Annotated in this window: 15 protein-coding genes; 4 read left to right on the top strand and 11 right to left on the bottom strand. The window is 36.3% G+C overall.

The features are described from left to right. Nucleotides 1–3 precede the first annotated feature (3 nt). Genes hutI through I6760_RS08450 form a run of 6 tightly spaced genes read right to left on the bottom strand, consistent with a single transcriptional unit; the run spans nucleotide 4 to nucleotide 6,521 of the window. Nucleotides 4–1,248 carry an imidazolonepropionase gene (hutI, locus tag I6760_RS08475; protein WP_196594031.1) on the bottom strand — a complete coding sequence of 415 codons (1,245 nt, stop codon included), beginning with the start codon at nucleotides 1,246–1,248 and terminating at the stop codon, nucleotides 4–6. Nucleotides 1,249–1,287: 39 nt separating this feature from the next. Further along, complete coding sequence (locus tag I6760_RS08470; protein WP_196594030.1) at nucleotides 1,288–2,259, bottom strand: C-terminal binding protein; 972 nt, start codon at nucleotides 2,257–2,259, stop codon at nucleotides 1,288–1,290. 14 nt (nucleotides 2,260–2,273) lie between these two features. Then, on the bottom strand, nucleotides 2,274–2,678 hold the full coding sequence (locus tag I6760_RS08465; protein WP_196594029.1) for an aconitase X swivel domain-containing protein: 405 nt from the start codon (nucleotides 2,676–2,678) through the stop codon (nucleotides 2,274–2,276). Between the two features lies 1 nt (nucleotide 2,679). Then, nucleotides 2,680–3,879, bottom strand: a complete 1,200-nt coding sequence (locus I6760_RS08460) for an aconitase X catalytic domain-containing protein (protein ID WP_196594028.1) — start codon at nucleotides 3,877–3,879, stop codon at nucleotides 2,680–2,682. 29 nt (nucleotides 3,880–3,908) lie between these two features. Further along, on the bottom strand, nucleotides 3,909–5,246 hold the full coding sequence (locus tag I6760_RS08455; protein ID WP_196594027.1) for an amidohydrolase family protein: 1,338 nt from the start codon (nucleotides 5,244–5,246) through the stop codon (nucleotides 3,909–3,911). Next, entirely contained in the window at nucleotides 5,247–6,521 is a 1,275-nt protein-coding gene (locus I6760_RS08450; RefSeq protein WP_196594026.1) for a Zn-dependent hydrolase, read from the bottom strand. Between the two features lie 355 nt (nucleotides 6,522–6,876). Between I6760_RS08450 and I6760_RS08445 the strand changes: the two genes are divergently transcribed. The 3 genes from I6760_RS08445 to I6760_RS08435 are packed head-to-tail and all read left to right on the top strand — an operon-like array spanning nucleotide 6,877 to nucleotide 9,128. After that, entirely contained in the window at nucleotides 6,877–7,362 is a 486-nt protein-coding gene (locus I6760_RS08445; protein ID WP_196594025.1) for a MarR family winged helix-turn-helix transcriptional regulator, read from the top strand. A gap of 43 nt (nucleotides 7,363–7,405) precedes the next feature. Beyond that, nucleotides 7,406–8,644 (top strand): LL-diaminopimelate aminotransferase, encoded by a 1,239-nt coding sequence (locus tag I6760_RS08440; RefSeq protein ID WP_196594024.1) that lies wholly within the window; start codon nucleotides 7,406–7,408, stop codon nucleotides 8,642–8,644. Between the two features lie 13 nt (nucleotides 8,645–8,657). Then, nucleotides 8,658–9,128 (top strand): pyridoxamine 5'-phosphate oxidase family protein, encoded by a 471-nt coding sequence (locus tag I6760_RS08435; protein ID WP_196594023.1) that lies wholly within the window; start codon nucleotides 8,658–8,660, stop codon nucleotides 9,126–9,128. Between the two features lie 255 nt (nucleotides 9,129–9,383). On the opposite strand, the gene I6760_RS08430 is transcribed toward I6760_RS08435, so the two are convergent. Continuing rightward, on the bottom strand, nucleotides 9,384–10,337 hold the full coding sequence (locus tag I6760_RS08430) for an alpha/beta hydrolase (protein ID WP_196594022.1): 954 nt from the start codon (nucleotides 10,335–10,337) through the stop codon (nucleotides 9,384–9,386). A gap of 174 nt (nucleotides 10,338–10,511) precedes the next feature. On the opposite strand from I6760_RS08430, the gene I6760_RS08425 reads away from it, so the two are divergent. Then, nucleotides 10,512–11,606: a GGDEF domain-containing protein gene (locus I6760_RS08425; protein WP_196594021.1), complete on the top strand. Its 1,095-nt coding sequence runs from the start codon at nucleotides 10,512–10,514 to the stop codon at nucleotides 11,604–11,606. A gap of 7 nt (nucleotides 11,607–11,613) precedes the next feature. Here I6760_RS08425 and I6760_RS08420 read toward each other — a convergent pair whose 3' ends face one another. The 4 genes from I6760_RS08420 to I6760_RS08405 form a co-directional block, all read right to left on the bottom strand. Beyond that, nucleotides 11,614–12,930, bottom strand: a complete 1,317-nt coding sequence (locus tag I6760_RS08420; RefSeq protein ID WP_196594020.1) for a C40 family peptidase — start codon at nucleotides 12,928–12,930, stop codon at nucleotides 11,614–11,616. An 88-nt stretch (nucleotides 12,931–13,018) separates the two neighbouring features. Beyond that, nucleotides 13,019–14,104, bottom strand: a complete 1,086-nt coding sequence (gene trpS, locus I6760_RS08415) for a tryptophan--tRNA ligase (RefSeq protein WP_196594019.1) — start codon at nucleotides 14,102–14,104, stop codon at nucleotides 13,019–13,021. A gap of 369 nt (nucleotides 14,105–14,473) precedes the next feature. Beyond that, nucleotides 14,474–15,040, bottom strand: coding sequence for a uracil-DNA glycosylase (locus tag I6760_RS08410; protein ID WP_196594018.1), 567 nt, complete (start codon nucleotides 15,038–15,040; stop codon nucleotides 14,474–14,476). Nucleotides 15,041–15,153: 113 nt separating this feature from the next. Further along, nucleotides 15,154–15,426 (bottom strand): hypothetical protein, encoded by a 273-nt coding sequence (locus tag I6760_RS08405; RefSeq protein ID WP_196594017.1) that lies wholly within the window; start codon nucleotides 15,424–15,426, stop codon nucleotides 15,154–15,156. Nucleotides 15,427–15,681 lie beyond the last annotated feature (255 nt).

The following is a 15,681-nucleotide window of genomic DNA, read 5'->3' as shown; positions in this document are numbered from 1 at the left end:
TATTTAAAACAGTAACTGTCCAGCTTTTATAACATGTTTGATTATGTTAATACCGGTGTGATAGACTAAAAATCTGTAATCAGATTTGTCCATAATTAAAATGTCGGCCTTTTTACCAGCTTCGATACTGCCGCTTACAGCAGCTTCATCGACAGCAGCAGCGGCATTTAAAGTAATGGCCGTAAGTGCTTCATTTATAGTCATATGCATATTAATGACGGCTAAAGCTAAAATAAGGGAAGATGAATAGGAATAACAACTGCCGGGATTAAAATCACTGGCTAAGGCTATTGAACAGCCTTTATCAATCATTTTACGTGCGGGAGCAAAATCCTTACGCATGCAAAAAGCTGTGAGCGGTAAAAGAACAGCAATAGTCGTGCTGGCAGCCAGCTTATTTATATCAGAACTGGATACGGCCAGCAAATGGTCAGCGCTTGTAGCATTAATTTTAGCCGCCAAACCACCGCCACCGGTTGATACAATTTCATCAGCATGTATTTTACTTTTAAGACCCAGCTTTTGCGCCGCTAATAAAAGTTTTTCTGATTGTTCAATAGTAAAAACATTTTTTTCACAGAATATATCGCAAAAATCAGCTAATTTTTCTTTAGCGACTATAGGCAGGACTTTTTCTATCGTAAAATCAATAAAACCATCGCTATTATTTTTATATTCTGGTGGTACCGCATGGGCACCAAGAAATGTTGATTTTAATGATATGGGTAAATCAGCCTGCAATTTTTTCATGGCTTTTAGCATGTTGATCTCAGTAGTAAGATCAAGACCATAGCCGCTTTTACCTTCAATTGTCGTGAATCCTTGTTTTATCATGTTATGCAACGTGTTTTTGCCGGCTTCATAAAGTTCGGTACAACTCATATTACGCGTTTTCTGCATGGTATTTACAATACCACCGCCGCGTTTTAAAAGTTCCATATAAGGAACACCTTCGAGTCGCGATATAAATTCATCGGCACGTGTACCGCCAAAAAGAAAATGAGTATGCGGGTCGGTAAAGCCGGGAATTGCACATTTGCCGGCAGCATCGATAATATTTATATCCGAACAGCTGCCAACACTGGCTAATACCTCATGGGTAAGCCCTACTTTGCGGATAATATCATTTTCACAATAAATAGCAGCATCCTTATAGATTTTAATATTATCCATAGCACTTCCATGCAAAGCCTTATTGCCAAGCGGGGTAGCTATTTGGCTGATATTTTTAATAAGAAGACGATTCATAAGTTCACCTAGCCTTTGGACAAAACTTAATATAAATAATTAATTTACTAAATCAGCAGGTATTTCACCATGCAGCATTTTTACAGCATTACGGGCGGTACGTTCTTTGAGCTCTTTATAGGATTCTTGTGAAATATAGCAAATATGTGGTGTTACAGTAATATTTTTGGTATGAAAGATTTTTTCCTGACCGGTAGGCGGTTCAATTGTTACTACATCAAGAAAAGCACCCGCGATTTCCCCGTTTTCTACAGCAGTGATTAAATCCTGTTCATTTAATATTTTACCGCGGGCGGTATTAATTATGTAGGCAGTTTTTTTCATAAGTGAGAAATATTTACTGGTAATCAGATTGGTAGTAGCATCGGTACATATTATATGGATACTGATAAAATCAGCTTGTTTAAAGCCGTTGCATAAAGTAACAGGTGTAACATCAGCGGCCAGCATAGTATCTTGGCTGACAAATGGGTCATAGACCAATACATTCAGACCTAATTGCTGCGCTTTTTTAGCAACTTCGCGGCCAATGGTGCCAAAACCAGCTATAAATAAGGTTTTAGCTGATACGCGCTGGGCAATGTTATTTTTAACAGCCTGTGCTCCCCATAAACCCTGGGTAATAGAATCATTATAATTACTAAGTGGTTTGCAGACGCTGTATATGGCAGCGGCAACATAGTCGGCAATATCTTCAGTACAGTAACCATGCACATTAGTAACAGAAATACCCTTAGCCCGGGCAGCTTTGATATCGACGCGATCGTAGCCACCGCCATAGACTGCGATGCCCTTACAGCATTCAAGTTTGTCTATTACAGCAGCATTAAGCTTAACATAAATCTGGGCTAAAATGATATCAGCATATTTGCCGAATTCTTCTAGGTCATGCTCATAATCATAGTCTGAATAACGAATTTCACAGCCAGGTAGTTCTTGTTTTAATAGAGCTGTTTCATGTTCATAATCGGGCCATTCTTCATCAATAATCCAAATTTTAACAGGTTTCATTATTATTGCCTCAATTATAGAACGGTTAGTGTACCGTTGTCAGCATCAAGTTCAACCATAGTCCCATTGTGAAGTTCATCATAAAAATTGCTATCCATTTTATTGACCATGGGTGCATCTAAAATTATGGCACTGGCGGCTAAGGTGGTATCGGCATTAACAACGATCATGCCAGCAGGATTCATGCCGGTCATTTTTAATTGATACATACCATCAGCTTGGACAACAGAACTGCCTTTACCGTAAGGAAAAACTAATATTTTATTGGCAATGGACTGTTTATACAGGCAGTGTTCCTTTTCGATTACCTCACCGGTTTTAGGATTGATTAAATAAAAGCACAGACCATCTTGGGAAAATAACAATTCACCTTTTACTTTACCGCCGGATATTTTATGACATTTATATTGTTTTGACATATCAGTATTCTCCTTTCAATGCGGCCATTACACTGTCTTTTAATGGGGCAATAACAAATTGCATATCACGTCTTTTGGTATAATAAGCACATTTAGGTGAATCAGTGATGCCTTTTTTGCCATAAAGAAATTTCCAACAAGGCTGATCCATACATGTATCTTCGACTATTTCTCCGCCGGCAGCGTTAATTATATCCATATAGCCCATTTTTTGGGTTAGGCGGCGTGTAAGTGAGGAGGTCATTATGAAAAGCGGCACAGCAAGTTTTTTGCCATTTACAAGATCAGCAATTGTGCTTATCTGATCAATAGTTAAATGTGGGCAGCCATAAAGGGCAAAATCAATTTTGCCGCTTGTATCGGAAATTTCTTCGCGCATGGCTTTTAAATCGGCATTGGTAATAACAACTTCTTTAGCGGGCTTTTTACCTTGAAAAGCATCTTCTATGGTAAGAGCTTCTGGAGTAAAACCAAGAATATGGTATAAAGCAACATTGCCGCCGGTATTAAGCTGTGCACCAAGATTCATTAAAGCTTCCTTGCTGGGATTAGTGATTCCTTCAAACACGGGAATATCAAAGCCAATTTTTTTGGGGGCAAAGTAACCGAGCATCTGATAAGCAAAATCATCATTCATATCTGCTTCAACATGGACTAAAACCTGACCGGTTCGGTTTTCTTTTAACAAAAAACCATAATAGGGAGTTACTCCCGTAACAGCACTGCATAGAGCACTTTGAGCGGATTCGCGGTTGGAACGTGCTCCATATACGGAATTAACAAATGGGGTGGCGCTTGATTCAGAAAAAGAAATAATTTCACCAAAGCGTGGTACATTTTTTTCCAAATAAGGTGTGCAGCTATAAGTCATAATAGCACCTAATTTATTGTAAGCAGCATGGGTGCGATTAACGATTTCTTCGTCTTTTTTATCTATAGTAGTTATCTGCTGAAATTGTTTTAAATTGAAACTTGGATTTACAGTAGGTCGTACGCGACAGGTGGCATTGCCATTAACAAGTTTTTCGGCAAACCATAAATCGGCTTCCTGATTACTCAGGGCAACATGGGTACGGCTGACTGGTACCATTTTAGGTGCATCATAGGCTTCACCAATTGCGGCTAAGACCTTCATAGCCAGCTGGGTTCCTTCACCATAATCACCATTGAGCATTTTTTGTTCTTCATCTGTTAAATACATGATAAACCTCCCCGAAAGTTTTGTATAAATTAATCTTTTTCCAAATGCTGCATGGTGGAATGTACTAAATCAAGTACACGTTTGTCAGCAATGTTAGTAAGAGTATTATTAATAACAGTAGTCTGACCATTTACAGCCACTCGTTTAATGGCGGTTGGCTGCATGGAATAAATAAGGTTGGGCAAAAATTGCTGACCTTTTTCAGTTAAAGGCTGCATGGAAAAGTCAGCGGTGGAAATACCGACAAAATCGGCTTTACAGCCGGTGGCTATTTTACCAATAGGCAGATCTAAGACAGTAGCTCCATTAGTTGTTCCCATGTTAAACGAATCATTATAATTGACGCACAAAGCATCGCATGTTTTTGCTTTTTGCAGTATTGATACCATACGCATTTCTTCAAATACACTTATACGATTATTACCACAGGCCCCATCACTACCAAGAGCAATAAGTACATCATTATTCAAATAACAAGGAATGTCCGTTATGCCATCAGCCAAAAACATATTGCTCGATGGACAATATATCAAATGGGCGCTCTTATTTCCTATTGTTTTTATTTCTGAATCATCAAGCCATACCCCGTGGATTATTGACATATGTTTATCCACTACCCCCATAGTATCAAGATATGCGAGTGGTGTAGTATTATGCTCAACTTTCACTTGTTCAACCTCAAACAATTCTTCTGCAACATGAATATGATAAGGCGTATTATATTTTTGGGCTAGTTTATGGCCGGCTTTTATCATATCAGGTGAGGCCGCATGCAGACTGTGCGGGGCAGGAATGACTTTAACCATGCCGCCAGAATATTTTTTCATAAGCTTTTCGGTGCGCTCTACTGCGGTAGCAACATTTTCTACATAACCAGAAGGAGCACCATCCCAGTCATACATTGTACTAGCGATAACAAGGCGTATGCCGCAGTCCCTTGCCGCCTGAACAATAGCTTCATCGCTCTCTATTCCGAATTGATGCAGATAAAAAAAATCTGCTACAGTTGTTACTCCACATTTCATCATTTCAGTAAAAGCAAACAACGCTCCTGTATAAATATCTTGTAACCGCATACGGGATGAATATTTATATAATGAATTATCGCGCCATTCCAAAAAAGGCCTATCAGCTGCAATACCACGCAAAAGACTCTGAAAACTATGATTATGAGCGTTAACACTACCGGGAACAATTACTAAATTCCCCCAATCTTCTTGCACAGCATCTGGATATTTTTTTAACAAATTCTTACAAAACCCTATTCCCTGAATATTCCCACTATGCTCATCCAAGGCAATTGAAAAACTCTTTGTTAATTCGTTATCAATAAAAACAGCTGCAGCATTTATGATTTTCATTGACATTTATTCCAACTCCTTGTCTAAAATCAATAAAGTATCAAGATAAACCTGAGCCGCGATCACTATATCTTTAGGTGCTGTATATTCACGCGGGCAGTGGCTGTAACCATCAACACTCTGAGCAAACAACATTCCTGCTTTTGTGAGCCTAGCCATATTAGCTGCATCATGCCCAGCCATACTAACCATTTTTATAACAGGCTGTTCATTTTTTACAAATGCATCAGCCATAGCATTTATGACATTACTATCCATAGGCATTTCTAATTGATCTAGATTTATCTTTCGCTCTATTCTAACACCTCTTACCTGACTAATTTTAGTAACAATTTTTTGTAACAAAACTAATGCTTTTTCTTTTTCTGCCGGATAAACAGTACGCATATCTATCGTAAGAATAACTCTACCGGGAATAACACTAGCAGCTCCAGGCTTCACTTTTAATTTCCCAACAGTTATAGCTAAATGTGAACATTCATTCATTATATTCTCAATATCCAAACATAACTGTGCTGCCGCACAAAGTGCATCCTTTCTATTTTCCAGATGTGTCGTACCTGCATGATTAGCTTCTCCTATTACTGTTATTATTTCACGATATATACCTGTTATACACGTAACAGCTGCCACAGACTGCTGCTGATTAAACAAACAACGTCCCTGCTCGATATGAAATTCTAAAAATGCCGTCATAAGCTTTTTATCTAAACGGGCACTATCAATTTTTTGACTATTACCACCTAATAAATCAATAGTTTTACTTAATAACTGTCCGGTATTTTTATCACTCAATTTAAAAATATCATCCTTATTCAAACGACCACAAAGAACTTTACTGCCTAAAGTTGAGACCAAATAACTATTAGGCTCTTCTCCGGTAAAAGAAACTATCTCTAGTGGATGTCGCATAATGATATGATTTTCTTTTATTGTCTGAATAACTTCCATAGCGATAATCACTCCCATGGCCCCATCATATTTTCCCCCATCAGCTACACTATCATGGTGTGACCCAAAAACTATCGGTTTATTTTCAAGATGCCTGCTATAACTTCCCCATAAATTAGCAATAGGATCAATATAAATATTTAAATGCATTTCATTTTTCCAGATCCTTTTTAACCAAATACGGGCATTTTTATCTCCTATACTACCTAACTGACGATCTATCCCTCCAGTAGTATGATTCAGCCCGATCTGTGAAAGTTCTGCAAAATGTTTCATTAAACGCTTTTTATTTATTAATATTTTTGTTTTTGGCAATTTTTCTATTAACACACCATCATCTCCTGCTATAATATATGCTTAATAAATTAAGGCTGCTTAACTGCTATAATCTTAACAATAAAAAATCACATTTTTAAATAATCTCATTCATAAATTATATATAATGAATTAATCATTCATAAAATGTTATAAAAAAAGGCACTTTATTCCTTTTAAGAATAAAGCACCTTTGCTTTTATCAATATAAGTATTATAAGATTACACTTTGCAATTGTCAATAGAATTTTTTTTATCTAAAAAACATAAAATTCGTCTATTATTTTTATGATTTTGTTTTATTAGTACAACAGATAAAAAAATATAGCTGCCTAAAACAGCATAAAGAAATTGACAAATATTTATTTGTATGATACAACTATATAAAGAGGTGAGAAATATTATCAGCAAAGTAGAAAAGTATCAACGCTGTATTGACGATATAGGCATACTTTTACAAAAAACTGTCCGTACCTTTCAAATTTTAGAACGAGAGCAAATAAAAAAACATGGTCTGACCAATTCCCAATGCTATATATTACTTGAACTGCGTAAATTCAAAATACTGCCTATCAAAGAATTAAGCCAGCACCTCCATTTGGACATAAGTACCATAACCAGGGTTATGAATAATCTGGTCCGTGATAAATTCATAATAAAGAAAAGAAGCAGTTATGATCGACGAAGCATAGAAGCTTCACTCACTGCGAAAGGACTATCCACTGCAAATATCTTAAAAAAAGATATTGATGATTATTATCGTAAGGTAATTGAGCAGCTTCCGCCTGGACATGTCAGAGAAGTAATGAGTTCATTTGAATTACTAGTTGAGGCTCTGGCTGATGCCATGCACTAAAATTTTCATTATCTAACAATAACATAAACGGAGTGTGTTTCTTATGATAAAAGATTTTATCCAGGAAGCCTTTGCTGATCGCATCGGCGGTAACAAATTTGGTAAGAGTACCGTATTATATAAATTTGAAAAAATCAAGCGAGCCAAAAGAGAAGCCTGTAAAAAAAATCCTTCTATCCCTTTGATAGATCTTGGCGTAGGTGAACCAGACTGGAAAGCAGAAGATGCTGTCATTGATGTTTTATATGAACAAGCCAAACTCAGGGAAAACCGCTTTTATACCGATAATGGTATCCAGGAATTCAAAGATGCCGCTGTAAAATATATGGAAGATGTTTATCATGTATATGGACTTGATCCAGCCAACGAAGTTAATCACGGCATCGGTTCAAAATCTGTGCTGGCTCTGCTGCCCCAGGCCTTTATTAATCCCGGGGATATTACAATAATGACCGTCCCCGGCTATCCTGTCATGGGAAGTATGACTAAAACCCTCGGTGGTGAAGTAGTAGAACTGCCATTACTAACCGAAAATAATTTTTTGCCTGATCTTGACTCATTAACTCCGGAGCAATGTCAAAAAGCCAAACTTTTGTATCTCAACTATCCTAATAATCCCACTGGTGCAGTTGCCAGCAAGGACTTTTTCACTAAAGTTGTAAACTTTGCTAAAAAAAATAATATCATTGTCGTTTCTGATGCAGCCTATGGTGCGCTTACTTTTGATGGTGAAAAACCATTGAGCTTTCTTTCTGTTAATGGAGCAAAAGAAGTCGGCGTAGAAATTCACTCTTTGTCTAAAGCTTTTAATATGACAGGCTGGCGCCTGGCCTTTATCTGTGGTAATTCCAAAGTAGTGAAAGGCTTTGCCGCAGTAAAAGACAATAACGACTCTGGACAATTTGCTGCTATTCAAAAAGCCGGTATATACTGCTTTAGTCATCCTCAAATAACATTGAAAACTGCTGCTAAATATTCCCGCCGCCACGAGTTACTGGTAAAAGCTTTGAAAAATGCTGGTTTTTCTGTAAAAAAACCCCGCGCTTCTTTTTATTTATACCTGAAAATTCCCCGCGGCACTGAAAATGGCATTACTTTCACATCAGCCGAAAATTTTTCTGAATTTCTTATAAAAGAAAAACTCATTTCCACTGTTCCCTGGGATGATGCCGGACATTATGTAAGAATGTCTGTTACTTTTGAAGCTGACAATGAAAAACAGGAAATAGAAATAGTCAATGAAGTAGAACGCCGGCTTAAAGAAATAAAATTTATTTTCTAAGAAGGGATTTTATATGATTAATGAAATGCGCCGCAAGGACCGCCAGCTCACCACACAGGATACAAAGATCGTCCTGCAAGATGCTACTTACGGAACGCTGGCAACAGCAGATAATAAAGGCACTCCTTACAGTATCCCCATGAATTTTTCCTATGATGGTAATTCAGCCATATATCTTCATTGTGCCGCCAACGGACATAAAATGAATAATATTTCCTGTAATCAGGCTGTGTGTTTTTCTGCAGTATCTGAAGCTGAAATAGTTCCGGAAAAGTTCACATCACGATTTAAATCAGCTGTAGTATTCGGTACCATAAGTATTATGGCTGATGATGCCGAAAAAAAAGAAGCCCTAGCTCTTTTAATAAAAAAATACAGCCCTGACTTCTATAATAAAGGTCTTGAATATATAGAAAAAGCATATGCTAAGACGATAGTATTAAAAATAAAAATTTCTCAAATGACCGGCAAACGACATGAATAATAGCTATTAATTTCCTGTTCAATTTTTCATTCAACCAATCCCACCCTTTTGTTTCTCCCTTGTTAATATATTTCTGTAACAATCTGCATAAAAGATATTCCATTACGCTGCGGTAAAAACCTTTCAAAATTGTTACTTCAAGCCGGTTTAATGGTATTAGATGTTTTTATCGCCGGCCATTAAATATTTTTATCATAAGAAATAGGACAGGAAAAATAAAAAATTATTATTTTTCCTGTCCTATTTTACTACTCTTTATTTTATAAACTTCTTTATTACTGCCAGCAGTTTTTTATCCACAGTAATAAGCGGATCCCCATATGACTCAATATTACTTTTTATATCATCTGGCACATCTTTTAATATATGATTCATGCCTTTTATTATCACAAGCTCTGCCTGTGGTGCAGCATGGTACAAAGCTTGCGCATCAGCAACTTGTACCTGCAAATCATTTGTTCCCTGCAGCAAAAGCACTGGCATTTTTAGTTTTCCTATTTCCCTGGCCGGATCATAACGCATTTCTGATATTAGATATGGCTGCACACTAGGCCGAAATAAAGCCTGTAATGCTGGATCAACTTTAGGGACAATTTTCCCCTGAGCCAGTTCAGCCAAAATATTACGACTTTCATCATAGTATTGCGGGGCTCTCTGCTTTATTTGCCGCAAAAGCACTTTCTGCAGAGGATAACCAGCACCTTCTAAAGAAATAAATCCAGCAGCATTTTTTTTCCGGGCCACTATCGAACCAATAAGGGCTCCTTCACTATGCCCAATCACAAAAACCTTTGAAAAACGTTTATCTTTCTTCAGTACGTCAACCAATGCTGCAGCATCATTGATATAATCCTCAATAGTAAGTTCACTCTCATTTAAATTAAACTTACTTTCGCCTATTCCCCGTTTATCATAGCGTAATGTGGCTATTTTATCCTGTGCTAATCCATCAGCCAGCATCTTAAGACAGTTATTTGTTAGCCCATAATTATTATTTCCATTTCTATCAGTAGGCCCTGAACCAACAATAATTAAAGCTACAGGTACCGGTCTTTCTGATGCAGGGACTTCTAAAGTTCCGTATATATTTCCCCTTGCTAAATGAATCTGCACATTCTCCTCTGTTGATTTTTGGGCAAAACAATCACTTACGTTTAATACAAATACTACCGCAATTATTATAGCAGCACACCAATTAATCTTAACCAAAATTCTCACTCCTTTAAATATTTATTACTTAATTAAAACATGAATAAATTTTATTTATCCGAGTTTAATGTTTATTGTCTTTTTTCAGCAGGACTTATCCCCCATCTTAGGGAATATTTGATAAAGAAGAATATATTCTATTGACAGCCCTAAACAATCTGGAGGAACATTCACTTGGCACAGTTTAATAATTCTGATTACTATAATTATCACTGGAAAAATGATATCCGAAACGGTATCATCTTTGTAACAATGGTTTTTATTTTAATACTTCTGGGCGCAGTGCATGATATAATGCTTTTCTATCAAAAAAATATTACCCCAAACTTTATAAATCTTTTAGTTTATATTTTACGCGGACTGGGATTACTTTTAACCATATTTCTTTTACTATGGTTTTTTAAGCAACGAAAAAAAAGAGCCAGTGCAAAATATGCTTTCTATATCTTTATATGGGAGCTTAGTATCATCAGTATGTGTATTTTATCCGATATAACACGTCCCCACACTTATTATCTTTCCCCTATAACCGAAATGCCAGTCATCTTATCAATGTATTTAATAATGCCCCAATATAACCGACTATATCGGATAATGCCGCCAATATTATTCAGTATTTCTTCCATTTTAATATGTTTTTCTTATAAAATTCCTCCCCAGGAGCTAGGTTTTGGCAGTTTATACATGGGTATAATATTTGTAAACGTAGTAGGAATTTATTTTTCCGAAAAAAATTATTCTAATGAATACCGCCTGTTTAAATATTCAAATATAGATGCCCTTACCGGCTTATATAATCGCCGTTATTTAGATGACAATCTGAAAAAGAACTGGCACTTTTGCGCAAAACAAAAAAATACACTAACAGTATGTCTAATTGACATTGATTTTTTTAAAAACTTTAATGACTCTTACGGTCACTTATGTGGTGATAAAATATTACGGAAAATAGCCAATGTTTTAAAAGAAAAAATTACATTTTCCAATGCTTTTGTTGCACGTTACGGTGGTGAAGAAATTATTATTGTGCTGCCTTCCCTCTCCATAAAACAAGGTAGTTTACTCGCTGAAAACATAAGAAAATCCATTGAAGCTATTTACATACGTTACCAATCTAATCAAAAGTTACAGGTAACTGTAAGTATTGGCGTTTCATCTATCATCCCGCATACTGACTGTATCAATCCTGATATTCTTATAAAGCAGGCAGACACTGCACTATATCTTGCAAAAACCAAAGGACGCAATAAAGTAATTATCTGCAGTTGAGAACATATTATTTAAAAGAAACTGCTGAGGTCAATGCCGCAGCGAAACTATCTCCGCTTGATAAATGAAGTGACAGATCACTCACTACTACCTGCAGTATTCTTTGCCTGCTGTAGCTGCCATCTTCTGTTTTAGTATAACTTCCCAAAGCTTGGATAATATAAGGGATTCCATTTGTCTGTCCCAAATACAGCATTACATGTCCATTCATGTAAAGAGCATCTCCCGGCTTACAGTTATTTAATATATCCTCATATATCTCAGCTTCGCTCATTCCAGTAAAAGAAAAATGCGTTCCATATGTATTTTCCTGCTGATCAGCATTACGCGGCAAATAAATACCAACAGTTCGATAAACATTAGCAATAAAACTGGAACAATCCACACTATGTCTTAAGCCACCCCAGCCATATGGTTCATCTAAATATTGAAACGCTTCCCTGATAATATTACTGCGTGTATATGGCAGAAAGCCTTCATATAGAGCATTATCCCTCGGTACTAACATTGTTTCTTCCTGTAAATTACCGGCCGTATTACGCTGCGGCACCATAATGATATAACCGTCTGTTTTCTTTTGAACAATAGGAATACGGCTTCCCATTTGATAAAAAATATTTTCCCTGCCATTCTTTACTATATACGATTTACCGATTACCATTAAAAAACTTTTGGGCTTTACATAATCAAGCCACTTTTGCCTGTCCTTTACCACTGCTACATTACTGGTCTCAATCCAGCCGCTGTAATTATACATCTGTACATAATAAAATTTTCCATCACTGCTTGTATGTAAAATAATTACAGCCTCTCCTGGATCAACCGCAGTTTCCTGAAACATATCAAACATACTTGGATAGGGTGAAGAATAAACCGGATCTGCTGTTGGCATGGTCCTTATGTTACTATGCCGCACTATTACTCCCATATTAAGAGTCTGCATTCCCCGCATCTCTGCTAAATTCATATTCTGCGTAAAAGCATCTTTCTCGTCCTGTGTCAGAATCTGCCCTGACATATCATAAGCATTATCTGGAAACACCGCAGAAGCATTAATTGTATTTTTTACATCGTCACTTGATTTTGTTAATGGGTATGTCTGCAAGTCAACCATACATGATGACTTTTGCCTCACTAATGCATTAAACGATTTTTTACCCTCATCCGTTAAAACCAGCTTATTTTTATCCACTATCTTATTCTGCCAAAAAACCGGATCACGCAGTGGTGGATAATGCGTGATCCCAGCGGCCATAACTGCTCCTGTACCAAAAATGCATACACAAAAAACAAAGCATAATACCTTAATTATATTTTTTTGCATGATTACTCCTATTACATCATTTAATTTTTCATATACTAATAATTGGAAGGATAAATTATAAATCCTTCCAATTATTAGTATATGCTATTTATTTTTTAAAACGCTTTGCCTGTTCATTTATTAAATTTACATCAGAAAAATAATTTATGCGCATTGCCCCTTTTACAGCTGCCAGAGTTTGTGCCGCAACGGCTTCTGCCTTACGACTGCCGTCTTCCAACATTTTATAAACTGCCGGAATATCTTTTTCAAACTCTGTGCGGCGCGCTCTTATCGGTTTCAAATATTCCAGCAAAACCGCATACAGGAATTTCTTAACTTTAACATCTCCCAAACCGCCCCGCTGATAATGCTCCTTCAATTCATCAAGACTACTATAATCTGGAAGATACCGTCCAAAATGTTCCTTGCGACAAAAAGCATCCAAATATGTAAACACTGTATTTCCTTCTATTTTGCCCGGATCTGCAACACGAATATGATCAGGGTCTGTATACATATTCATTACCTTTTTTTTGATTTCATCTGCTGTTTCCGATAAATAAATACAATTATCAAGTGATTTACTCATCTTAGCCTTACCATCAATACCAGGCAATCGCTGACAAACTTCATTACTCGGCAATAATATATCCGGTTCCGTTAAAGCCTCTCCATATGTCATATTAAACTTTCTTACAATTTCCCTCGTCTGTTCTATCATCGGCATCTGATCTTCACCAACCGGCACTGTATTTGCTTGAAAAGCCGTAATATCAGCCGCTTGACTAATCGGATAAGTAAAAAATCCCACAGGAATACTTGCTTCAAAATCTCTTGCCTGAATTTCCGCTTTAACTGTAGGATTTCTCTGCAGGCGGGAAACCGTAACCAAATTCATATAATAGGCAGTTAATTCATATAACTGCGGTATCTGCGATTGTATAAAAATAACCGACTTTTCCGGGTCAAGTCCACAGGCTAAATAATCAAGGGCTACTTCAATAATATTTTGCCGCACTTTTTCTGGATTATCCGCATTATCCGTAAGTGCCTGCGCATCGGCTATCATAATAAAGACCTTATCATATTCACCTGAATTCTGTAATCTCACACGTTCCCGCAAAGAACCAACATAATGCCCTATATGTAATCTGCCGGTTGGTCTATCTCCTGTTAAAATAATCTTTGCCATCTATATTCCCCCATATTAAAAACCTATATTCAGGTCAATTTATCGTCTTTATAAAATCATGCATTTTACTAATTATCACTGTATTGACTAAAAAATAATCCAGACTGTATAACACAAATATTATTATATCAGTTTTCATTACAATTATGTAGTCTCAAATATATCATTTTCTCGTTGTACTTTTTTGAAATCATCGACTTTTAATGCTTCATTAAGTTTTTATAGAATAGGAAATATGTTTAATAGCATAAAAAATACCTCTGAATAAAACAATTTATTTTCCTAGTTTTATCCAGAGGTATATAACAGAAAAGCACCTAATAATACTATCTGACTGCATCCTGAGGCCAATAATTTCATTTATACTTATTATTTATTCTGCTGCAATATCTCATCGTACATGTTTCTTATCGCCTGAAAATCTTCCCAGGCATCTTTCTTTTTATTGACATCACGCAATAACGCTGAAGGATGGTAAGTAGCCATTATATTAAACTTTCCTCTTTGATACCATATGCCCCGGCTGCGGGTTATTTTAAAATCCTTTGCCAATATATGTTTGGCCGCAACAGCTCCCAGGCAGACAATAATATCTGGACAGATAAATTTTACCTGCCAGCGCAGATAATTGATGCACCTTTCACATTCTTCTTCCGATGGGTTCCGATTCCCCGGTGGACGGCACTTCACTATATTGGCAATATAAATTTCTTTTCTTGTCAATCCCACAGACTGCAGCATCTTGTCGAACAGCTGTCCTGACTTTCCGACAAAAGGCCGACCTTTCATATCTTCATTATAGCCAGGCCCTTCGCCAATAAACATAATATGATTTTCTTCACTTCCTTCACCAAATACAACATTATGCCGTGTTTCTGACAAAGGACATCTGGTACAGCTTTTTACTGCTGCTTCAAGATCTTTTAAACTATACACAGTTATTCACCTATCTTAAACAACTACAATATTTTATATAATACTTTTTTAACACATTTAAATTATAGGCTTTTTAAGAAAAAAATACAAATTTATAAAAAAGGACCTGTTTTTCAATTCATATATTTTTGTTCATCTTTTAATAATTTTTTCGGCACACTCCAACGTAAGATCACCAGCATAATAATTGACATAACCCCTTTAATAAAAGAAATCTGCATATAAAATATATTGTCTTCCGATAAAATCCCAATTATTAAGGCGTTTATTTCCAAACCAAAAATACTTATCACCGCAAATAGTACTGCTGCAAAGGAAATAAATATATATTTTGCATATTTGTATCCCGAAAACGATCTGTCATCTGAAGATGCCCAAAAAATCATCTCCGCGACCTTTTAATATAAACCCCATCACATAAATTTTAATACCTAGAGTTCAAAACAACCATTTTACAGTACAAAATGCCGCTGATCTCGTATTATAATTACAAGGTTTAGCAGCATTTTATACTACATCTTCATATTAAAAATTTCTGTGCCAATGTGTTTTTCTGTATCCCTGCCTTTCTCCATATATCATTGTATGTATTTTTTCCCCTTGCTTACCTTCAAAAAGCAAGTAAATACAAAAATCTCAAT

Source organism: Pectinatus sottacetonis, assembly GCF_015732155.1.
Lineage (GTDB): Bacteria > Bacillota > Negativicutes > Selenomonadales > Selenomonadaceae > Pectinatus > Pectinatus sottacetonis.
This window is presented reverse-complemented; position numbering and strand designations above follow the sequence as displayed.